25 protein-coding genes are annotated in these 19920 nt (G+C 39.6%); 11 read left to right on the top strand and 14 right to left on the bottom strand.

The window, feature by feature from the left end:
- Both pdsR and pdsS read left to right on the top strand, forming a co-directional pair.
- Positions 1 to 690, top strand: a complete 690-nt coding sequence (gene pdsR / locus AC27JL_RS01975; RefSeq protein ID WP_039036477.1) for a proteobacterial dedicated sortase system response regulator — start codon at positions 1 to 3, stop codon at positions 688 to 690.
- Complete coding sequence (pdsS, locus tag AC27JL_RS01970; protein ID WP_487194681.1) at positions 690 to 2825, top strand: proteobacterial dedicated sortase system histidine kinase; 2136 nt, start codon at positions 690 to 692, stop codon at positions 2823 to 2825. The genes pdsR and pdsS overlap by 1 nt, the downstream gene beginning before the upstream one ends.
- A 472-nt stretch (positions 2826 to 3297) precedes the next feature.
- Here the strand turns inward: pdsS and AC27JL_RS01965 are convergent, their stop codons facing one another.
- The 6 genes from AC27JL_RS01965 to AC27JL_RS01940 form a co-directional block, all read right to left on the bottom strand.
- Positions 3298 to 3675, bottom strand: coding sequence for a ketosteroid isomerase family protein (locus AC27JL_RS01965; RefSeq protein ID WP_487194680.1), 378 nt, complete (start codon positions 3673 to 3675; stop codon positions 3298 to 3300).
- A 72-nt stretch (positions 3676 to 3747) separates the two neighbouring features.
- Positions 3748 to 4107: a hypothetical protein gene (locus AC27JL_RS01960; RefSeq protein WP_487194679.1), complete on the bottom strand. Its 360-nt coding sequence runs from the start codon at positions 4105 to 4107 to the stop codon at positions 3748 to 3750.
- Between the two features lie 13 nt (positions 4108 to 4120).
- Positions 4121 to 4342: a hypothetical protein gene (locus tag AC27JL_RS01955; protein WP_305397592.1), complete on the bottom strand. Its 222-nt coding sequence runs from the start codon at positions 4340 to 4342 to the stop codon at positions 4121 to 4123.
- A 130-nt stretch (positions 4343 to 4472) separates the two neighbouring features.
- Entirely contained in the window at positions 4473 to 4910 is a 438-nt protein-coding gene (locus tag AC27JL_RS01950; protein WP_008130430.1) for a hypothetical protein, read from the bottom strand.
- A 108-nt stretch (positions 4911 to 5018) separates the two neighbouring features.
- Positions 5019 to 5384 (bottom strand): hypothetical protein, encoded by a 366-nt coding sequence (locus AC27JL_RS01945; protein WP_021032388.1) that lies wholly within the window; start codon positions 5382 to 5384, stop codon positions 5019 to 5021.
- Between the two features lie 109 nt (positions 5385 to 5493).
- Positions 5494 to 6192, bottom strand: a complete 699-nt coding sequence (locus AC27JL_RS01940) for an FRG domain-containing protein (RefSeq protein ID WP_487194678.1) — start codon at positions 6190 to 6192, stop codon at positions 5494 to 5496.
- Positions 6193 to 6506: 314 nt separating this feature from the next.
- Here AC27JL_RS01940 and AC27JL_RS01935 point away from each other — a divergent pair, with 314 nt between their 5' ends.
- Positions 6507 to 6671, top strand: a complete 165-nt coding sequence (locus tag AC27JL_RS01935; protein WP_487194677.1) for a hypothetical protein — start codon at positions 6507 to 6509, stop codon at positions 6669 to 6671.
- A gap of 10 nt (positions 6672 to 6681) precedes the next feature.
- Here AC27JL_RS01935 and AC27JL_RS01930 read toward each other — a convergent pair whose 3' ends face one another.
- The gene (locus AC27JL_RS01930) at positions 6682 to 7965 is read right to left on the bottom strand and encodes a multifunctional CCA addition/repair protein (protein ID WP_487194676.1); all 1284 of its coding nucleotides are present in this window, start codon (positions 7963 to 7965) and stop codon (positions 6682 to 6684) included.
- A 94-nt stretch (positions 7966 to 8059) separates the two neighbouring features.
- Here AC27JL_RS01930 and AC27JL_RS01925 point away from each other — a divergent pair, with 94 nt between their 5' ends.
- Positions 8060 to 8278 carry a hypothetical protein gene (locus tag AC27JL_RS01925; protein WP_487194675.1) on the top strand — a complete coding sequence of 73 codons (219 nt, stop codon included), beginning with the start codon at positions 8060 to 8062 and terminating at the stop codon, positions 8276 to 8278.
- A 43-nt stretch (positions 8279 to 8321) separates the two neighbouring features.
- Here AC27JL_RS01925 and AC27JL_RS01920 read toward each other — a convergent pair whose 3' ends face one another.
- Genes AC27JL_RS01920 through AC27JL_RS01905 form a run of 4 tightly spaced genes read right to left on the bottom strand, consistent with a single transcriptional unit; the run spans position 8322 to position 12168 of the window.
- A complete protein-coding gene (locus AC27JL_RS01920) occupies positions 8322 to 8822 on the bottom strand; it encodes a DUF1543 domain-containing protein (RefSeq protein ID WP_487194674.1) in 501 nt (166 codons plus the stop codon).
- An 18-nt stretch (positions 8823 to 8840) separates the two neighbouring features.
- The gene (locus tag AC27JL_RS01915) at positions 8841 to 10190 is read right to left on the bottom strand and encodes a sigma 54-interacting transcriptional regulator (RefSeq protein WP_487194673.1); all 1350 of its coding nucleotides are present in this window, start codon (positions 10188 to 10190) and stop codon (positions 8841 to 8843) included.
- A gap of 2 nt (positions 10191 to 10192) precedes the next feature.
- On the bottom strand, positions 10193 to 10708 hold the full coding sequence (locus tag AC27JL_RS01910) for a hypothetical protein (RefSeq protein WP_487194672.1): 516 nt from the start codon (positions 10706 to 10708) through the stop codon (positions 10193 to 10195).
- A 2-nt stretch (positions 10709 to 10710) separates the two neighbouring features.
- Positions 10711 to 12168 (bottom strand): HAMP domain-containing sensor histidine kinase, encoded by a 1458-nt coding sequence (locus AC27JL_RS01905; protein ID WP_487194671.1) that lies wholly within the window; start codon positions 12166 to 12168, stop codon positions 10711 to 10713.
- A 309-nt stretch (positions 12169 to 12477) separates the two neighbouring features.
- On the opposite strand from AC27JL_RS01905, the gene AC27JL_RS01900 reads away from it, so the two are divergent.
- The 5 genes from AC27JL_RS01900 (at position 12478) to AC27JL_RS01880 (ending at position 15481) form a co-directional block, all read left to right on the top strand.
- Positions 12478 to 12711 carry an EF-hand domain-containing protein gene (locus AC27JL_RS01900; protein WP_006791888.1) on the top strand — a complete coding sequence of 78 codons (234 nt, stop codon included), beginning with the start codon at positions 12478 to 12480 and terminating at the stop codon, positions 12709 to 12711.
- Positions 12712 to 12735: 24 nt separating this feature from the next.
- Positions 12736 to 12963 carry an EF-hand domain-containing protein gene (locus AC27JL_RS01895; RefSeq protein ID WP_487194669.1) on the top strand — a complete coding sequence of 76 codons (228 nt, stop codon included), beginning with the start codon at positions 12736 to 12738 and terminating at the stop codon, positions 12961 to 12963.
- A gap of 180 nt (positions 12964 to 13143) precedes the next feature.
- The gene (locus AC27JL_RS01890) at positions 13144 to 13380 is read left to right on the top strand and encodes an EF-hand domain-containing protein (RefSeq protein WP_006791886.1); all 237 of its coding nucleotides are present in this window, start codon (positions 13144 to 13146) and stop codon (positions 13378 to 13380) included.
- 8 nt (positions 13381 to 13388) lie between these two features.
- Entirely contained in the window at positions 13389 to 13625 is a 237-nt protein-coding gene (locus tag AC27JL_RS01885) for an EF-hand domain-containing protein (RefSeq protein WP_487194668.1), read from the top strand.
- Between the two features lie 167 nt (positions 13626 to 13792).
- Positions 13793 to 15481, top strand: coding sequence for an amidohydrolase (locus AC27JL_RS01880; protein ID WP_487194667.1), 1689 nt, complete (start codon positions 13793 to 13795; stop codon positions 15479 to 15481).
- A 50-nt stretch (positions 15482 to 15531) separates the two neighbouring features.
- On the opposite strand, the gene AC27JL_RS01875 is transcribed toward AC27JL_RS01880, so the two are convergent.
- Positions 15532 to 15783 carry a uroporphyrinogen decarboxylase gene (locus AC27JL_RS01875; RefSeq protein WP_410899382.1) on the bottom strand — a complete coding sequence of 84 codons (252 nt, stop codon included), beginning with the start codon at positions 15781 to 15783 and terminating at the stop codon, positions 15532 to 15534.
- A gap of 384 nt (positions 15784 to 16167) precedes the next feature.
- On the opposite strand from AC27JL_RS01875, the gene AC27JL_RS01870 reads away from it, so the two are divergent.
- On the top strand, positions 16168 to 16824 hold the full coding sequence (locus AC27JL_RS01870) for a Crp/Fnr family transcriptional regulator (RefSeq protein ID WP_006791882.1): 657 nt from the start codon (positions 16168 to 16170) through the stop codon (positions 16822 to 16824).
- 92 nt (positions 16825 to 16916) lie between these two features.
- Here the strand turns inward: AC27JL_RS01870 and AC27JL_RS01865 are convergent, their stop codons facing one another.
- Together AC27JL_RS01865 and pepB are read right to left on the bottom strand one after the other, a co-directional pair.
- Positions 16917 to 17483: a phosphoribosyltransferase gene (locus AC27JL_RS01865; protein WP_006791881.1), complete on the bottom strand. Its 567-nt coding sequence runs from the start codon at positions 17481 to 17483 to the stop codon at positions 16917 to 16919.
- 182 nt (positions 17484 to 17665) lie between these two features.
- Positions 17666 to 18961 (bottom strand): aminopeptidase PepB, encoded by a 1296-nt coding sequence (gene pepB, locus AC27JL_RS01860; protein WP_058428430.1) that lies wholly within the window; start codon positions 18959 to 18961, stop codon positions 17666 to 17668.
- A 115-nt stretch (positions 18962 to 19076) separates the two neighbouring features.
- Here pepB and sfsA point away from each other — a divergent pair, with 115 nt between their 5' ends.
- Complete coding sequence (gene sfsA, locus AC27JL_RS01855; protein ID WP_487194666.1) at positions 19077 to 19796, top strand: DNA/RNA nuclease SfsA; 720 nt, start codon at positions 19077 to 19079, stop codon at positions 19794 to 19796.
- The last annotated feature ends 124 nt before the right edge of the window (positions 19797 to 19920 follow it).

Raw genomic sequence — 19920 nt, 5'->3', positions numbered from 1 at the left:
ATGAAAAAAATAGCCATCATTGAAGATGAAACCGCCATTCGCGAAAACTACATGGAAATGTTAGGCGCACAAGGCTACCAAGTGAGTGGTTACAGCGACCGCATAACGGCAGAAAGTGCATTTAAAGACGCACTCCCCGATTTAGCCATCGTTGATATAGGCCTTGGCCACGAAATTGATGGCGGCTTTTTACTATGCCAAACCCTGCGTACCTTATCTAAAACGCTCCCTATTATTTTTTTAACCGCACGCGATAGCGAAATAGACACGGTTTGCGGCCTACGTATGGGCGCTGACGACTACTTAACAAAAGACATTAGCTTGGCACATTTAGCAGCCCGAATAGGCGCATTATTTCGCAGAATGGAAGCCCTTGAACACCCTGCCGATGCCAATGCACTTATAACACGCGGGCAGTTAACGCTCGACACACAGCGCATGCAGGTATTTTGGCAACAGCAATTAGTGGATTTAACCGTGACCGAGTTTTGGATGCTGCATTCACTAGCGCAGCGTCCGGGCCATGTAAAAAGCCGTAACGATTTAATGAGCGATGCAAAAATATATGTGGACGACAGTACCATCACCTCTCATGTAAAACGCATTCGTAAAAAATTTATAGCCCTCGACTCACAATTTGATTGTATCGATACCGTGTATGGTATGGGTTATAGGTGGGAGCAGCATTAATGCTTAGATTTGGCCTACGTAGTAAGTTTATTGTGCTTTCTTGTTTTTTATTTTTACTGCCGTGGCTAGGCTACGAGTACGTATGGGAAATGGAAAAGTTTTTACGCCAAGGCCAAGAAAAAACTCTCGTAGGCACAACGCGTGCACTTGCCACTGCTCTGCACGAACGCCCTGCCTTATTTGACGAGCAAACCAATTTTTTAGACCAAGTAATAAAAGGCCGCGATTTATACGCCTATAACTTAAAAAACCCTATTCAGCTCGATGGCAAACTAACCGACTGGGAGCCCTACAAACCGTTATTTTGGCATTACGATAAACGCTATTTACAAAAAACTAATAAAAACCACCAAGCCAGCGATTTATCGTTCGACCACATGGTAGGCAAATTTGATAACTACTTATATGCCGTTTTTAATGTGACCGATAACACACTTATTTATCGTGCTAAAAACAGCTTAAGCATTACTAATAACGACCATTTAAAAATTGGTTTAAAAGCCCCTGGTGGCCAATTTAATACCTATATCATCGCCCCAAGGCAAGACGGCTGGGTTAATGCATTTAATGCAGACACCAAAGCACCATTCACAAAAATTCAGGGCTATTTTAAACGCACCCAAACAGGCTACACCGTTGAACTGCGCTTTCCGTTAGCCATGCTAGGAAACAAACTGGGTTTTGCTATTGTAGATACCGATAGCTTAAGCGAATTACCTAACGCTAACGTTATGTCGACCTCTAATTTAAATAACCCAAGCGATTTAGGCTCAGTGCTTGTGCCTTCACCAGAAATTAGCCGCATTTTAAAAGGAATGGGCCACAGTGGCAGCCGCATATGGGTGGTAGACAATCATCACCGCGTACTTGCGCAATCTGGCACGATTCAAAACGCTGATGGAGTATGGGCCGATGGTCTTAAAAATCAGCCACCAAAAAATGCCTGGCAACGCTTTGAGCAAACCTATTTGCACCCACTTTATTATAAAATTTTAACCCGACCTGAAAACGAATTTATAGATACCCTACACGACGTAGCATCTATGCAAGGCAGTCATTTAGCTAATGCATTAAAAGGCCAACCTGCATCGTCTTGGCGGCTCACCCCCGATAGCAAAGCCGTTATTTTATCTGCCGCCTACCCTATTTGGATTGAAGACAAAGTCATTGGTGCAGTAATAGCAGAAGAAACTACAAATGGTGTACGTACACTTCGTAATAAATCGCTCGAAAAGTTATTTAACGTTATTTTAGCCGTTATGCTGATTGGTACCGTGACTCTATTCTTTTTTGCATCACGAATATCGAGCCGTATTAGGCGCCTTCGCGATACCGCAGAGCAAGCAATAGATGCACAAGGGCGTGTTACTGGCAGTATTAGTTACAGTGATTCTAATGATGAAATTGGCGACCTGTCGCGTAGCTTTGCAAATATTGTGAGCCGATTGGGCGGCTATACCGACTATTTAGAAAACATGTCTTCGCGTTTATCTCACGAACTACGCACGCCTGTTGCCGTGGTGCGATCATCCCTTGAAAACTTACAAAGTTTGGAGCAAACCGAACTTAGCCAAAAATACCTCGATCGCGCCAGTGAAGGTGTAGAGCGCCTAGGTAAAATAATTACCACCATGAGTGAGGCTACTCGCCTTGAGCAAAGTATTCAAAGTAACGAACCTGAGCCTTTTGATTTGCAAAAAGTAATAAATGGTTGCATGCAAGGCTATCAGCTTACTTACCCAAACCAGTTATTTACGCTTGATGTATGCCAAAACAAATTACCTATGCAAGGCGCACCTGAGTTTATAGCGCAGCTGCTTGATAAGCTCATTAATAACGCATTAGAGTTTAGCCAAGCTAATACCGCAATTAACGTAACGTTACAAAGCAAAGATTCACAAGCCGTTCTTAGCGTAAGTAATACAGGCCCATTATTACCCGAAGGGCTAAGCGAGCACATATTTGATTCTATGGTGTCGGTGCGCAGCCAGCACATGCAGCAACAACCGCATTTAGGCTTGGGGCTTTATATTGTAAGGCTGGTGTGCGATTACCATAAAGGCAGTGTAACTGCGCAAAATAACACACAACATAATGGGGTCACTTTTACAGTGAGTTTGCCGTTAGCAAATTAGTTGAAAATTATTTAGTTTTAAGTCGTTTTTAGCCTTACCTAATGGGGCTAGCTGAAAGTTCTAATTAAATGCAAGAAACAAATAAGTGTAATTGGCGGGAAAAATTAGCTGCTTATTAAGTGAAATCATGTCCCCCCAAGCTCTGCATATGTTTTTTTGTCGTATTCAGGGAATTCAGTATTGTACTCTCCCCAACCCATATATTTGTAATACTTGGTCATTGCCTCAAAATGAGATGAAGCTTCACAAATTCAAATAAGTTTAGCCTCAGTTCCTAGAAGAGCTCGAACCTCATCTCCTTGTGGACCAGACAAACAAAATGTTTGCTCATCATTACTTTCTACCCAGAGCTCATGCTTCATAAGTAGTGGTATTTAAATAATCAACAACGTGCTCGGTAACGTTCAACACAAGAGTAAAACTTTCATAAGCGTATACACCCCAACGAACAAAAAATGTGTTTGTTAACAAACTAGCAGCCATTACCGAAACTACCTTCGTAAACATTAGCGCTAAATATGAACCATGAGTTATCGATTTGGTGGCAAATATAAAGTGTACGAAAATCTATATTTGAGCCTTTATTATAAAGCCGCCACCCAATGGTAACAGCGGTTTTATCTTTACCCAGTTGTTGTTTTTCAAGCACGTTAAATTCAGTATTCTGGTAACCTAAACTGCGCATAGTTTCACAATTAAAAGTAAACTTTTTAACGAGAGCATCTTTATCTGTAAATGTTTGTACACCGTCGCCGTCTGCAATAGCGCAAGGTAAACGGTAAAGGTTAGCTATTGCTTGTGGGTTGAATGCATCAAAAGCCGCCGCATATTTTCTAAAAAGTTCGTCCATGTTTTCCCGAGCCTCCTGACGACATAGCTATACCAATTTAATGGTGGATTAAAGTGAGCGTAAAACGTTATTTCACTGAAGTTTAATTACAGTACTAGTTGCTAACTTTAAAGTTAAGTAAATATAACCAATATATAAAATTACAAACACATACCCTATAGATATCAAACTATTAATGCCCCATACACCGTACCAAAACTTACCATAAAAATAAGTGTTCGCTCTTAACTTAGCATTAAATAGTGCGATAGATGAAGGAATTAACAACAAGGCTGAAAAACCAAAAAGTGGTGCTACACCAAACATTAAAAACAAGCCAATAGCACCTTCTACTGAAGCGCTACTGTCAGGCGAAAGCGGAGCTAAAGCCCAAAACAAACACAAAAATGACACTATTGATGTCAATAAACCTAAAAATTGAATTGAACGCATATCTTTCTTGTTATTACACCTTAATCAATCTTATGTCTTTAATCATATTCACGGACATTTTTGCCCACAAAAGAATACCAATAAAACCTAAACCAAGTAAGAAGTAGTGCTCAATGTTGCTTAACCCATCAGCATACATAAAGATAATAAAGCTGTACCCAAATAAAAATACCGCAAATAATGGGATGGTAATTATTGCAGCAAATATTTTAAATTTACGTGATTGACGAACCATTGTAAGTACTCCTCTTTATATGTAAGACCCTCAAAGTCGACTTAAAATGGTTGGCTTAAATGAAGCAAAGCGAACAGCCCGCTGATATTTAGCCCTTGTTAAATTACTCTTTATATTTTGTTATTTCAGTTCAGACGACAATATTTTTTATATTTTTGTTAAGCGAATCTGTTTCAAATGCTATAGAAACCATTGAAAGTTTCACCACCAACTTTTTTCCCTTAAATAGAGCTAAGTCGGTCCCTATTTCTGCACCATCAATGTCAGAAAGTAAAATAGTTTTATCAATTTTTTTCCAGCTCGATAACCCTTTGAGTAGGATCGATTCACTATCTATTTTGATTTCGTATTGACGAAAACTAGTTACCATCCACCAAGCAAAAATAGATGTTGTAAACAAAGCTAAAATTAACGCCGAAAGTTGTTCAATTAACGATAACGGGGTATTGCTCTCTCTAACTAACAAAAGAGCAGCTGCGTAAATCAGAAAAAATCCGATAAAGTTAAATACTAGTAAAAATATCGATTTAAAAATAATTTGAAATACTGAACTACGAATAACAGACATAGACTCTCTATTAATTTAACGCCGTTTTAAGCGGCAAATTGTAGTTGGCTAAAATAAGTGAGGTACGAACAAAAGCCAACTGTAATTTGTCCGACTTGAAAACCCTTTTTATGTTTTTTTGTTCAGATAATACCTAAACAAAAAGGCTTGAAATAATGCCGCCAAACCTAATATTTGAGGAGTGTTGTTAAACAAGCCACCAACAACAACTATTAGTGGTATTGCGATATAAAAAGCATAAGAGCCGTTAGTGTACTTTTTTACAAACCAGTGAACAGGAAAGCCAACAACTAACCAACCAACGATAGAAATTAGTAGGTAAACACTAATATAAAGTAAAAAAGTAACGGCAAGTCCATAAATATCATCAAGTGATGAAGGTGCCAGTCCATTGAATAAAAACCAAACGGCGATTCCTATACCAACATAGCCAATACTTTTTATTACAGCACTATCCCAGTTACTTGAACTCACTACGGGCTCCATGAAAACATAACGCCTCGTTAAGAGGCTAAAAATAGTTGGTTAAAATATGCGAGGCACGAGCAAAAACCAACTTTTTTTGTCCTGCTTTAACGACTTGTTAAGTTTCGTCTTCTCCGAGCCCACCGTCCCAGAAATTTCTATTTTCAGAGTACCAATTTACGTGCTTAGATAAACCGTCTAGATCAGGGAATACATTTGCACTATTAATACCGTAATGATTTAAGTCAAAAAGCAAATCACGTACATAGCTTTTTGAAATGATGATTAATTCAAGTTCATCTTTTTTATCTAAGCTTTTGTTAAGTGGGATAGTTGGATCACTATGTACCGTAAATACACCACCTTGCCTTGTTATTCTTGGTACGACTCCTTTTGGTTTAAATAGAGACACACCCTTATAGGTTTTCGGTTTAGTTTTTTCGGCTATTAAATACCAATTGGGTTTATAACAATATATATGAGCATCAGTATCATGTTCATGCGTTGATGCAAAATATGCGGCGATAAGAGGGTTATAGCTCCAATCCAGTAATCGAGTTGCTAACCCATGGTGTTGTGCAATAGCGATCCAATCCCAATCATTGTCTGGAACCGAATTTAAAAACTCTACAGCACGTCTTTTCCAAGAGTCTAGGATATTTAAGTCATCTGAATCCGAATAAGGAAGTCTTCCAGCTTTTGGTAATAATTCCCAACTTGGGTCTACATGACCACGAAAAACCCACTTATTCGATTTCTTGAATCTTTGTAAGACAGTATGTAATTCACCAAAAGAATTTATCCGATGCTCTCTCATGACTCTCCTAGAAACTTAACAACTTTGTATCCGACATGTGTCGCTTTATAAACCGGCATATGTCCAAATATTACAATCAATCCAATGTAGCCAGCTAATAAGCGCATGTAAACAAATAGTTATATAGCATTTAAATATTCTAAATGTAGAAATACACCAAAATGGTAGAGATCAGTAATATTAGACAGAAAAGTAATGTGCTAATAAACAGTGAGGAAATAAACAGTCACCTTCCTTTGTAAGTATTCACTTTTAATTCAGTCGCGTTCACATACTCTGGGGCTATATTAACGCATTAAGCAGTAGGATTTGCCGTGACCCCATCACTTGAACGAGAAGAGCTCGACTTTATTTTTAGTTTATATAAATCTGATAAAAACGCTGAGCCAGAGGCAAATAAACCACAGCATACGCAAATAAACGACCTTCAAAAAGTACCGCGCCTTGATGAACAAGGCGTATCTCAGTACTTGACTTAATTTACACTAGTTAGCTTGTTGTACTTGGCTCATCACTTAAAAATGCTTTGATACAGTTTATTTCTGCCAGCTTTACTGCCTCGCCTATTTCTGGGCCTTTTTTGCCACTTTTAAGCGCCTCTTGCACTATGTGCTTTTTATCCATTTGCTGTAATTTACTATGAATGGCGCACAACTTAATTGCCTGCGGGTAAGGCTTATTAACCAGTGTTTCTCCGCGACCTTGCGCGTCACACTGGCAGGCTTGAGTAAATGCTAAAAAGCGTTCAGGGTGCACCAAACCATTTAAATTAGTGACAATTAATTTATGAATAGTTTGCGGCCTAAGCTGATCAATCGTATGGCATAAAGTGTGGTTATCGCTGGTCAATACGCCAATATCACGAAAACGATTAGGTACTTTTAAACGATTACAAAATGACTCTACCACCGCTACACCTTCGCGTTCGTGACCGCGTAAATTGCCGCGTATTTTATAGCTAAGGGCTTTACCAAAATCGTGGGTAAGCGCAGCAAAGCGGGTTTCTAAATTAAAATTTAAGTCGGCTGCACGCCTGAGCACCAACATTGTATGCACAAATACATCGCCTTCAGGGTGATGATTGGCAGGTTGTGGTACGTTTTTCATTTGTTCTATTTCAGGAAAAACACCCAGTCCATCTAATGCTTGAAAATAAAGCTCAGGGTGTTTTTCGCCAAGCGCTTTTTCGGTTTCTAACCATACCCGTTCAGGCACTAAGTGGTTAAGCTCGCCTTTATTTTTAAGCTCTCGCATTAACGCATAAGTGCTGGGATGGATTTGCCAATCGCTGCCGTAACGCGCTAAAAACCGTGCAATACGCAGCACTCGCACAGGGTCTTCTACAAAGGCGTGTGTAGTGTGGCGCAGTATTTTGTTTTGTAAATCGTGTTGGCCATTAAAAGGGTCAATAATTTTACCGTTTTCGTCAAGCGCCATAGAGTTAATGGTTAAGTCGCGCCTTGCGAGGTCTTCTTCAAGTGTTACGCTAGGGCTAGCGTCTACTACAAAGCCTGTATAACCCTTGCCGCTTTTTCGTTCGGTACGCCCTAGTGCGTATTCTTCTTTTGTTTTTGGGTGCAAATAAACAGGAAAGTCGCTACCTATTGGTAAAAAGCCAAGCGACTCCATGGAACTGGGCGTTTCGCCAATAACCACATAATCGTTATCTTTTGATGCAATGTTTAGCAGTTTATCGCGTACTGCTCCACCGACTAGGTAAACGTTTTTTAAGCTTCTTTCCACGTTGTTTCCACACTCATTTACAAACTTCATTTATAGCAATCATATCATTAAAAGCGTTGTGGTTTGCCAAGCATATGTAAGCTCATTACAATAGCGCATCATTTTTTGTTTAAGCTGTTATTCAATGAAAAATCATTCATCAAAAAAAGAGCTCATGCTGCTGCCAATTTTACTCGTCGTTATTGTTATGTGTGTGGCGGGGCACTTTTTATTGCAAGCTAACTTTCAAGACAGCAACATGGTTGAGTATATGTTAGCAGCCTTGCCGTTTGCTATGTTTGGCTTAGTTATTGTGGCCTTTAAACTGGCATCAAACAGCGAAAAAAATGAGCAAGAAAAATAGCGGCTTAAAATAGCTTTATTATTCAGTGTGCAGGTTACTTAACTTATAAAACATGGTAACCAAACCAATCCGGTTTTATGGGTTGTGAAAGCCCGCTTGGGCTAAGTTTTATTGTTAATTGGCTGTCGAGTAAATCAATTGCAAAGCAATCGTCTACGTCGTGTAAGTCGTCTTTATGAATATGGCTCAGGCCTGCTAATAAATCATGTTTAGCACGCTGCTTTGCCTCTTCACTACTGCTTGCTACATATAATGCAAAGTCGTGTTGCTCTGCCATTGAGTTGCTTCTGTAAGCGCCTAAGTTTACAAAATAAAGCTGTTTATTTTGTTCAACATAACCCTCTACCACTTCTACTTTGTAGCCATCAATATTGTTAACAGCCATAAAACTATCCATGTGTACGCTGTTTTTGTCGCCAACCCATTGGCTTTTTAATTTGGTGTAGGTTTGCTCTATGTTTTGCCCAACTACAAAGCGAATGTCGTGCATTTCTATGTGGCAGCCTTGAATTCGCCCGCCTAAATACACCATAAATAACTGCATGAGGATTCCTTTAATTTTTTACGCCAAAGTATCAACGTCAATATTATGTTTTTTAATGAGTTTATAAAAGTCTGAACGATTACGCTTAGCAAGCTTGGCGCCTTCTGCTACGTTGCCGCCTGCCATTTTTAGCGTATTAATAACGTAATCACGTTCAAACTCTTTTTTAGCGTCGTTTAATGAGAGTGGCTCTACACTTTTTTCGTTGCTATCGAGTGCTGCTAATACTAAATGCGCTGAAATAACCTCACCGGGTGTTAAGGCTACCACTTGTTCAACAACATTTTGTAACTGACGAATATTTCCCGGCCAATCATAACGTACCAATGCGTGCATAGCATCATTGGCAAAATGTTTTTCATTTTGGTTCATTCGTTTAGCGATACTTGCGCTAAAATATTGGGCTAGTAGGCTTATGTCTTCACGGCGTTCACACAGTGGCGGTAATTTTAAATTAACCACATTTAGGCGGTAGTATAAATCTTCTCTAAACTGTTGGTTTTTAATGGCTTCGGGTAAGTTTTTGTGAGTTGCCGATACAATACGCACATCAATTGAGATCTCCTCTTGAAAACCCACTGGGCGAATGGTTTTTTCTTGCAGTACACGCAGTAACTTTACTTGTAAGTTAAGGGGCATATCGCCAATTTCATCTAAAAATAATGTACCGCCCTGCGCTTGCTGAAATAAACCTTGGTGGTCTTTTACAGCACCAGTAAACGCTCCTTTTTTATGGCCAAATAATTCAGACTCTAAAAGCTCCCCTGGTACAGCACCACAATTTATAGCCACAAAGGGCCCGTTACTTACTTGGCTATGCTGATGAATAGCCTGCGCTAATAACTCCTTACCCGTTCCACTAGCACCCGAAATAAGCACATTAACGTGAGTAGGCCCAAGTAACTTAACTTGTTCAAGCAAGTGCAACATGGCACCACTGCGCGTTACTATATTACTTTTTGATGGGGCTTCATCGGTATTTACACCGTGAATCTCTATTGCATTTGCAAGGCTATCAAATAGCTCGTCTTTATCGACCGGTTTAGTAATGAAGGCAAAAATGCCTTGTTTAGTGGCTTCAACCGCATCGGGAATAGAGCCATGCGCTGTCATCATAATTACCGGTAATGCAGGGTATCGGCTTTGCAGTTGACGATGCAGCGCCATGCCGTCCATTTCATCCATTCGTAAGTCGGTAATGACGGCATCAAACACGTGGCTTTTTAAAATTTGTAGCGCTGCTAAGCCACTTTCACAAGTTGTTACTTGATAGCCTTTTGATTCAATACGAATAGCAAGTAACTTTAATAAACTTGCATCGTCATCAACTAATAACACTTTTGCTTTGTGCGGACTATTTGTGGCCATGGTTACTGCTCCTTAGTGTCTTCGCGAAGTAATAGCTGCTGCTCTATATCTGCCAGCGACGACAGGGTTTTCTGCATTTGGTTATTAAGTGCTTGTTGCTCTTTTTGAGCGTTTATTTGTAAGGTAATCTGCTGTTTTTGCAGCCATAAATACTGCTTTATATCATCAGGCCAAAAATAGGCTAGGTCGAGTTTGAGTAACTTGGTCATTACTGTATTTGGGTCGGTACTTACTTTTAAGCACATAAATTTAAAAAATGCTTTTAGCTCATTTTCACCTTTAAATGACCGCTTTGTTGGTGGCAATGTAAACCCACCACATTGATTTGCATGGAGCGCTATAACCCGCTCAGATGAAGGATAAATGGGGGCTAATTTAGGCATTGGCTTGGGGCTAGGAGATACGTTTTTAGTATTTGATGTTTTATTACCGCCCTGCGCTTGCGTGCCATTATTAAGCTCACAACCCGATACAATTAGGCTACCTGCAAGCACACATAAAATAGTGAGTATGCGCATTGTTAATTAACTCCTAAATTTTTACTGATTGGTATTTTTATTAAAAAACGGCAACCGTGTGGTTTATTTTTCTCAACACTTAATGTGCCTTGTAGCTGCTCAACCGTCTCTTTTACAATTGTTAGGCCCAAACCACTGCCTTGTAAGGTAATGCTTTGGTCATGTTTACCTTGATAAAACGCACTAAAAATATGGTTTATTTCGTGTTCTTTAATGCCACAGCCATTATCGGCCACAACCAAACACAGGTGATGTTGCTCGCATTTTAAATTTACAGTCACACCTTGGTTATCATCAGAAAATTTTAAGCTATTTGAAATTAACTGAATTAGCATCATTTCTATTAGCTCATTAGGAAGAGCAAGGACAGTGCTTGAAACAGTGTTTTGCCACTGAATACGTTGCTTTCGAGCCGTTAGACGATGCTCAAAATGGCCATTAATTTTTTTAATTAAATGATCAATATTAACCTCGCTTGAGCTATTTATTGTTGATCTAATAGCGTTATAACTCAGTAGGCTGTCTATCATCATGCGAAGGCGCACCATAGATTGAGTTATAAGGGAAAGCACTGCTTTTTGTTCGTCATTAATGGGGCCAACAATTTCATCTGTTAGTAAATCGGTTCCTTCAACCATAGAGGCAAGCGGTGTTTTAAGCTCGTGTGTTACGTGGCGTAAAAACGTATCCTTTTGCTGCTCAAGCATGTGCAGCTGAGTTTGTACCCACTGTAGTTTTTCTCCAAGTTCGACTAACTCTGACGAGCCTTTTACCGCTATTTTTTGCTGCCAATCCCCTTGCCCTAGCTTATCAATAACCCTAGTTAATCCCTTTAAGCGCCCACTTATACGCCATAAAAAGCCACCACCAACCAATAAAGTAAGTGGAATAAGTGCCACCAGCCAATTTATAAACGACGTTTGTAGGCTAGCTAGCTCGTTTTGATTAAGGGTTATTTGCGCTTCGTTTTTATTTTTAAGCCACACTGTAAGCGCTGTAATTAACTCGCTTACAGGTACAAATAGCGCTGCATCTTGCTTTTTTTGATCAACAAGTTGCTGGTGTGCTGTTTGTAAAACATTTAATAGCTGTGCCCATTGGCGTGTGTAATCTGGGTTTGTATTAATGTGTTTAAGGTCGTTTATGCTTTGTACTGAAGATTGCCATTTATCAACTATGAGGGTGTCGAGCGAATCACTTTTTAATACCCAGTTTTGTCTTGTTGCGCGCTCAAGACTGTTAAGGTCTTGCTTTAAGCTAGCGAACGATTTTGTAAGCTGATAATTATTACTTACAATTTGTTGAGTGGTTGCTAGCTGCTTGTTTAACGCATTTAAAAACACAATGACCACTATAGACAGTGGCAATAACGACAGCAGCATACTTAACGCAAACTGCCCTATTAAATTAGGGCGCCAATTAAGCATTGCATTGTAATGTTTAGTAAACGTTGCAGCCATTGCAGAAAACTCTATCAGTAAATAACTCGCCTATTATTATCAATACCGCCTATACACATGCTGAACCATATTAATATTCACTCGCTATAGTGTTGCTAAATAGCAACACTGCAACCTATTGATTTAGTTAACATCATACAAAATATCTCACACTCTGTTGCTGTACTCATACAAAATTACACACATAATGTGTAATTTTTACCTTCCCTTTTAAGTAACAAAACATAAACCATTGAAAATAAACAAAAACAAAACATGGCACCCTTTTTGTTAGTAGGTATGACAAATGAATTTAATAAGGAAATACTCATGAGAGCAAAAGCGTTGGTTTTTTCAACATTACTTGCATTAGGTTTAGTTAATACAGACGCACATGCTATGGACGTTGAGGCTACGTTTGATGCGCTAGATAAGGATAATAACGGCTTGTTAAGCGAAGCTGAGGCCCAAATGGATGCTGTGCTTAAAGAAAACTTTGCACAAATAGATACAGACCAAAATGGTCAACTGTCGCTAAATGAATTTAGTAAATTTATTCAATAATTCAACTTCAAAAGGAATGAAATTATGAAACAACTTATTGCCGCGTTTTTATTATTATTTTTAGCTATTAGTGCAACAGTGCTGGCCTCTCCTTCGGCTGTGCGATTTGCACACTTAGATACAAACATGGACGGCAGTATCTCGTTTGTTGAAGCTAAGCAGGATAAAGAGCTACTTAGACAGTTTACCGATTTAGACGAAGACAAAGATGAGATGATCTCTAAAGCAGAGTTTGAAAACTTTAAGCCGTAACAGGTTAAGTTTTGCTTAAGCTTTTAACTTGTAAAGTGTACTAAAGCATTTGCCATAATCCCTGAGGGAGTGTGTAAAAGGATTTAATGTTGGGAGTTAAATTATGGCAAGTGCTTTATCTTATCAAGCTTTATACCTTGTTATTAAATACAACTTAATTACCCTTTTGGAAGGACTACCATGAAGATACGTTGCTTTGTAACTACCACGGCATTGCTGTTAAGTTTTAATGCCTTTGCACTTGATGTAAAACAACGCTTTGATCACCTTGATACAGATAAAAGCGGTTACCTTACCCATAACGAATTAGAGCGGCAGCCACAGTTACTTAGCACGTTTATAATGTGGGATAAAAATCAAGACAAACAAATTTCATTAATTGAATTTAAAAACTATCTTACTAACAATCTTTATTGAGTATTTTAATGAACCCCATACGCTTATTTATTTTATGCACTCTAACCGTATTTAGTGCATCAAGCTTTGCTTCAAGTGACACTATTAACAACCAGTTTAAAAAAATAGACCGAAACAAAGACGGATTTTTAACGCGTTCTGAAGCCTCAATAGACCCCGCCTTGTGGTCTAAGTTTATTCGTTACGACCAAGATAAAGACGGCCGGCTAACACTTAGCGAATACCATTTATATGCCAGTAAGTAGCCCTAACTTAAGTAACCTTTCTGACTTTAGGTTTTAGGCAATTAATTTAACAGCTAAGCAACCAGCTTAGCTTTAACTGTCTATTTTACGAGCTTATCGCATCCTGTTGGTATTCTAAAAAAGGGTTTGCTAGTGTTATTGCACTAAAAATAACAAAACAGTGTCCTATGTTACTCAAAAAATTACTTAAACCACTTGTACTTGCCAGCCTTTGTGCGGGCTCTAGCTTTGCCATTGCACAAACCAAAGTTATTTATAATGCTAATGGCTACACCCCGCTTTATAAAGGCAAAATGCAAAAAGGTGAACTTCAGCAATTTAGCACTTTAGTTATAAAAGATGGCAAAGTTGTAAAAGTAGGCGGCGACACACTAAAAGAAAGCTTTCCAGATGCAAAATTAATAAATGCAGAAGGCAACACATTACTGCCCGGCTTAATAGATGCTCACGGCCACGTTATTGGGCTAGGAGATAACTTATCGCAACTTGATGTACGCGGCGCTAAGTCGGTTGATGACGTTACAAATAAACTAAAGCAATTTGCGCAAGGCAAACAAGGTTGGATCATTGGCCGAGGCTGGAACCAAGAGTTATGGCCAGATACGCGCTTTCCTACCGCTAAAGATTTAGACAAAGTAGTAAGCGATCGTCCGGTTGTTTTATCTCGTGTTGATAGCCATGCAATTTGGGTTAACTCAAAAGCGCTTGAACTTGCGGGCATTAACGCCGATACAAAATCGCCAAAAGGCGGTGAAGTAATAAAAGATGAATTTGGTCACCCTACCGGTATTTTTGTTGATAAAGCTGAGTCGTTAGTTGTTCAGCACATGCCAGCCCCTTCAAAACAAGATATTAGCAACTCGCTAGATGCCGCAGGAAAGCACTTATTAAGCCTAGGTATTACTTCTACTCACGACGCTGGCATAGATAAAGCCACATGGGAAGTGTACAAAGAGCGCGGCGATCAAGGTAATTTACCTCTGCGTATTGTGGCAATGCTAAGTGGTGCTAGCCCAGATTTACCAGCGATGTTAAAAGCGGGGCCATATCACGATAACTACGATTTTATGGAAATTCGCAGTGTTAAAGTGTATGCCGATGGGGCATTAGGCTCGCGTGGCGCAGCGCTTATTGAAGATTATGCCGACCGTGCTGGCCATCATGGTTTGATGCTTGAAACCCAAGAAAAACTCGAAGCTTTATTTACGCAAAGCTTTAAAAACGGTTTTACCGCCAACACCCATGCCATTGGTGACAAGGCCAATCGTGTGGTTTTAGACGCCTACGAAAATGTATTTAAAAAAACAGGCGGTATTTTACTGCGCAACCGCATAGAACACGCACAAATAGTAACGCCAGACGATATTCCTCGATTTAAAACACTAAAAATTATTCCATCAATGCAACCTGTTCACGCTACGTCTGACATGCATATGGCAGAGCAACGCCTAACTGAAAAGCAACTTAGCTTTGCATACGCATGGCAAACATTTTTACAACAAGGTTCAGTGGTTGCTGCGGGTTCTGACTACCCTGTAGAGCTTGCAAACCCGTTTGATGGTTTATATTCAGCAATAACGCGAATGGATCATAACAAACTGCCTGAAAACGGCTGGCGTCCAAGTGAAGTACTAAGCCGCGAAGATGCACTACGTGCATTTACACTGGGCGGTGCTTATGCAGCGCATCAAGAGTTTAAAATAGGGAGCTTAGAGCAAGGTAAATGGGCCGATTTTATTTTAGTGGATAAAGATTACTTTAAAGTACCCGTTGAAGATATATACAAAACCCAGGTACTACAAACATGGATTGCCGGTATGAAGCGATTCGATAAAAAAGAGAGTGATGCTAAATAAACAAAAAAGGGTTAACGCAAGTTAACCCTTTTTATTAAAAATCATGTCATTTAGTTTTTTGGCCGCTGTGCCTCTGGCTGAACAGCTTTTGGCTGACGGTATAATTTTATAATGTGATACAAGTTAACCAATGCCAGTAACGCGTTGGTAAAAACAACGGGAACAGCACCAATGGCTACACCGTAAGCCGTAAACACAATACATCCTAACATGTTGTACCAACGAAGCTTTACTACATCGGTCATAGTGAGTGATGCAACCAATAAAGCTGACGCAATATAGCCTAAATATTCCCAACTCAATTGTTCTCTCCTAACCTTTGGGTTAGCATTACACTAATGCTAACTTATTACAGTTGTAAGTATTGCAAAGTAATAGCACTTTGCTTAATTATGAGCGTTATTTAGATTTTGAAAAATAATTGGCTAGTAAGAGGGTAGCTCTCTCATATTAATAATTAAGCGAAGTGACATACGTAAATAAAAAGCTAACTTGCTTAAAAACCTGAAAAAGTTTGCCGGCAAAAAAACCAACAAATTCTTAAATCATTACACGGGAAATGAAGGTAAAATAATACCCATAGCAAAGCTAAAAGTATTAGTAGCAAGTTAGCGTAAATTCTTAATGTGTTAATGCTACCGTCATTAAAACATAATAAATAGGACAAATGTCCGAAGAGCATATTGATGTTTCAATACCATTTTTCTAGTTATCTTGTTGAACAGCTATTAACCTTTGCAGGTAGTAGTTATCAACAATCAAAAAAAGAAGTGCTGATCCATCAAGATCAGCCTTTAAGCAAGCTTGTGCTTGTGCGCAGCGGCACTGTGTCATTTAGTTATGACGTAGGAAACGGACGACGCCTGCTGCTAGGACAACTGGATTGTAATAATACCCTGATAGGTGAAATAGAAGCACTTAACAACAATCCGTGTATTTATACGGTAACGTGTTTTAGTGATGTGACTTACAACCTGATTGAATTAAGACATTGGCGTGCACTATTGCTCGAAAAACCAGAGCTAAGTTTATACACAGCACAAACTATTGCGGCTAAGTTTCAAGAAAATCAAAAAATCAACTTAGATAAGCTATTACTGCCACTTAGCTACAATATAGCTAAAGATTGCCTGCTGAGAGCCGAGAATAACAACCCTACACTACTTAGAGCCTACCCAACGGTAAACGCAGAGGCAGAACGTTTTGCAACCACTGAGCGAGCTTACAGGCGTGTTGTAACAGAGTTAGTAGAAAAAGGCCTAGTGCAAAGAAGCACTAATGGTTTACAAGCGGTCGATATTCCAATGCTTAGTGAATATGTAGACAGCTTTGCACAACTCTAAGCACACAAAAAAGGCCAATTAAGGCCTTTTTTATTGCCCTAAAAAAATAACACGTTCTTAAGGCTAAATATGCATTTGATGCACTCGTTGTATTAGTCTTCTAACAAAATATCGTGAATTTTCACTAAGTCAGATTTACCTTCAATAATTTCATCCGGTGTTAAACCCGACAATTCATGCGGAAATACTAACCATTCTTCCGACTCATGAATGTAGTAATCAGGCACGGTATCTACTTTTGAATTTTTTGGTTTGTAGTATGGGCAAGCAATTCGAATATCGCGCGGTAAGTTTAAGCGCATTAGTTCTGAAAGCTTTTCTTTTAGTGCAACAATACTGCGCCCTGAGTCAAATACATCATCAACAATAAGCAGAGAATCACCCGCATTAGCGTTTTCTACAATGTAATGTAAACCATGTACTTTAATTTCTTTTGATTGCTGGCCAATACCATAATAAGACGATGTACGCACTGCAATGTGGTCAGTTTCAATACCTTTGTAATCGTAATATTCTTGCACAGCAATACCAATTGGTGCACCACCTCGCCAAATACCTATAATAAAATCAGGACGAAAGCCGTCTTTGTATACTTGTGCCGCTACGCGGAATGAATCTTCAAGTAACTGTTGAGCTGTGATATAGCACTTATCTGACATAGTTAGAAACCCCAGTGGTGGATATTATATTTGAGCGTAGTTTAGAGTAAAACCAACTTAGCCACTCAAACAGGTATTGGCGATGGATTTTACCGTAAATTAAATAAAATTGCTTGCTTGTAGATCAAAAAAGGCACCAAACGGTGCCTAATTTAAATATAAAAAGCCTAACTTAGTTAATATTATGCTTTTTCTAGCAACGTACGAGCAACCGTGCGCATACCTTGTGTTGTTGCGCCTGCAGCCCATTGGCTCGTGCTACCCATGTTAAATGCCGCAGCTAAATCAATGTGTACCCAACCTTGGCCATCGTTTGGCACAAAGCGTGATAAGAAGCCTGCAGCATTTGACGCACCACCATAGCCGCCCCCTTTTTGCGCGCGGCTGTTAGCCGTATCAGCATAAGGTGATGGGCAGTTTTGTTGGTGCCACTTTTCAAGTGGTAATGGCCAAGCTGCTTCCATTTCTTGAGATGCAAAGCCTTCAACCTCACGCGCAAGCTCTTTATCTAGTGCAAACAACGCATTGTATTCTTGACCAACAGCAACCAACGCTGCCCCTGTTAATGTTGCAGCGTCAATAATTAAAGGCGCGCCTGTTTCACCCGCAGCCATTAAGCCATCGGCAAGCACTAAACGCCCTTCTGCATCAGTATTTACAATTTCAACGGTTGTGCCATTTTTGTAAGTAAGAATATCGCCTAATTTGTAAGCGTGGCCAGAAATTAAGTTCTCAGCACAACATAAAAATAATTTAATGCGCTTTTCTATGCCACGATTAATAGCAAGTGCTAAACCAGCCGTTACTGTTGCAGCACCGCCCATATCGCACTTCATTCCTAGCATGCCTTCGCTCGATTTAATTGAATAACCGCCCGAATCAAACGTAATACCTTTACCCACAAGGGCTGCACTAACGGGTGCGTTATCGTCGCCTGTTGGGTTGTAATCAAGCTCTAACAATACCGGAGGGCGAACACTTCCGCGACCAACAGCATGAATACCAATCCATTGCTGCTCTAATAACGCATCGCCTTTAATTATTTGATAGCTTACGTGCTCTGGCGCAAGCGATTGAATAAACTCAGCTGCTTTTTCGGCAAGGCTTTCAGGGTATATATCATCTGCGGTGCCATTAACCATTTCACGCGCCCATGTTGCTGAGCTTTTTAAATGCGCAAGTTCTTTAAGATCTGACTGTGCGTTATCAACAAATTCAACACCATTTAACATTTTTGGTGTTACAAAGCCTTGATAAAAAGCCCATTGGCTTTCTGTGCACCACGTGTCGCCCGCAAGCTCAACATGCTTAACACCTTGATTAGCAATTGTACGCGCTGCTTTTTGAACATTTTTTAATGTTTCTTGCTCAGATAAATGAACGGTTGCGCCACGCTCGTTAAAAGACAACGTTGCGCTTTCGCCCCAATGACTCGGTGCTGCGTGTTCGCTTAGTTGAACAACAAATTTTTCACTCATGTTAGAATATCCTTGCACTTAAATGTGCTGTTGAGTTTACTATAGTGCGCCTAAGTTCCCAACAGCTTGAGATAAATAACCCCTATCACGCTATTTAACCGCATTGGACACAACCATGAAGTACACACCTGCACTGCAATCAGCCACACTATTAAAACGCTACAAGCGCTTTTTAGCTGATTTAAAATTAAACAATGGCGCTGAGTTTACCGCCCATTGTGCTAACACCGGAAAAATGACCGGCTGCGCCGAACCAGGTTTTACTGCTTTTTATTCAACCAGCGATAACGCAAAACGAAAATATCCACATTCATTAGAGCTGACCAAAAACAATTTAGGGCAATTAATATGTGTTAATACAGCGGTAGCCAATAAAGTAGTAGAAGAAGCGATTAATCATAAAGTGATTGATGAATTAACAGGCTATGGGCAACTTCAAAGTGAAGTTAAATACGGCAGTGAAAATAGCCGAATCGACTTTTTACTCACAACCCCAAACAAACCAAGCTGCTACGTTGAAGTTAAATCGGTCACTTTAATAAGCCAAGATGATCCACACAGCGGCCAAGGTTACTTTCCGGATGCACAAACACTGCGTGGACAAAAACACCTTCGCGAACTTATTGAAGTGGTCGAATTAGGCCATCGCGCCGTACTACTGTTCGCTGTTTTGCATGAGGGGATTAATATTGTCAGCGCGGCGGCGCATATTGATGAAAAATACGCAGCGCTTTTACAACAAGCCATCGATGGCGGTGTTGAAGTTATCGCTTATAAAGCACTTATTTGCGCAAACGAAGTCGTTCTTCATAAAAAAATAGCATTTGTAGCTTAGTGTATAACCCAACCATTAAGCTCGGTAATTGTAATTAGAACAAACAACGCGATGAAAAGATTGAAGCAATAAAAATCAATTCCAGAGTTAAACTTGTTTTTTAAAGTTTTGCCCCCATATAAAG

This window comes from Pseudoalteromonas sp. 4NS20-0020, from assembly GCF_057554385.1.
The sequence above is the reverse complement of the archived record's forward strand: the minus strand, read 5'-3'. Positions and strand labels throughout refer to the sequence as shown.

Coding starts and splice junctions, on each gene's coding strand:
- pdsR (WP_039036477.1), top strand. CDS start 1: ATGAAAAAAATAGCCATCATTGAAGATGAAACCGCCATTCGCGAAAAC.
- pdsS (WP_487194681.1), top strand. CDS start 690: ATGCTTAGATTTGGCCTACGTAGTAAGTTTATTGTGCTTTCTTGTTTT.
- AC27JL_RS01965 (WP_487194680.1), bottom strand. CDS start 3,675: ATGGACGAACTTTTTAGAAAATATGCGGCGGCTTTTGATGCATTCAAC.
- AC27JL_RS01960 (WP_487194679.1), bottom strand. CDS start 4,107: ATGCGTTCAATTCAATTTTTAGGTTTATTGACATCAATAGTGTCATTT.
- AC27JL_RS01955 (WP_305397592.1), bottom strand. CDS start 4,342: ATGGTTCGTCAATCACGTAAATTTAAAATATTTGCTGCAATAATTACC.
- AC27JL_RS01950 (WP_008130430.1), bottom strand. CDS start 4,910: ATGTCTGTTATTCGTAGTTCAGTATTTCAAATTATTTTTAAATCGATA.
- AC27JL_RS01940 (WP_487194678.1), bottom strand. CDS start 6,192: ATGAGAGAGCATCGGATAAATTCTTTTGGTGAATTACATACTGTCTTA.
- AC27JL_RS01930 (WP_487194676.1), bottom strand. CDS start 7,965: ATGAAGTTTGTAAATGAGTGTGGAAACAACGTGGAAAGAAGCTTAAAA.
- AC27JL_RS01925 (WP_487194675.1), top strand. CDS start 8,060: ATGAAAAATCATTCATCAAAAAAAGAGCTCATGCTGCTGCCAATTTTA.
- AC27JL_RS01920 (WP_487194674.1), bottom strand. CDS start 8,822: ATGCAGTTATTTATGGTGTATTTAGGCGGGCGAATTCAAGGCTGCCAC.
- AC27JL_RS01915 (WP_487194673.1), bottom strand. CDS start 10,190: ATGGCCACAAATAGTCCGCACAAAGCAAAAGTGTTATTAGTTGATGAC.
- AC27JL_RS01910 (WP_487194672.1), bottom strand. CDS start 10,708: ATGCGCATACTCACTATTTTATGTGTGCTTGCAGGTAGCCTAATTGTA.
- AC27JL_RS01905 (WP_487194671.1), bottom strand. CDS start 12,168: ATGGCTGCAACGTTTACTAAACATTACAATGCAATGCTTAATTGGCGC.
- AC27JL_RS01900 (WP_006791888.1), top strand. CDS start 12,478: ATGAGAGCAAAAGCGTTGGTTTTTTCAACATTACTTGCATTAGGTTTA.
- AC27JL_RS01895 (WP_487194669.1), top strand. CDS start 12,736: ATGAAACAACTTATTGCCGCGTTTTTATTATTATTTTTAGCTATTAGT.
- AC27JL_RS01890 (WP_006791886.1), top strand. CDS start 13,144: ATGAAGATACGTTGCTTTGTAACTACCACGGCATTGCTGTTAAGTTTT.
- AC27JL_RS01885 (WP_487194668.1), top strand. CDS start 13,389: ATGAACCCCATACGCTTATTTATTTTATGCACTCTAACCGTATTTAGT.
- AC27JL_RS01880 (WP_487194667.1), top strand. CDS start 13,793: ATGTTACTCAAAAAATTACTTAAACCACTTGTACTTGCCAGCCTTTGT.
- AC27JL_RS01870 (WP_006791882.1), top strand. CDS start 16,168: ATGTTTCAATACCATTTTTCTAGTTATCTTGTTGAACAGCTATTAACC.
- AC27JL_RS01865 (WP_006791881.1), bottom strand. CDS start 17,483: ATGTCAGATAAGTGCTATATCACAGCTCAACAGTTACTTGAAGATTCA.
- pepB (WP_058428430.1), bottom strand. CDS start 18,961: ATGAGTGAAAAATTTGTTGTTCAACTAAGCGAACACGCAGCACCGAGT.
- sfsA (WP_487194666.1), top strand. CDS start 19,077: ATGAAGTACACACCTGCACTGCAATCAGCCACACTATTAAAACGCTAC.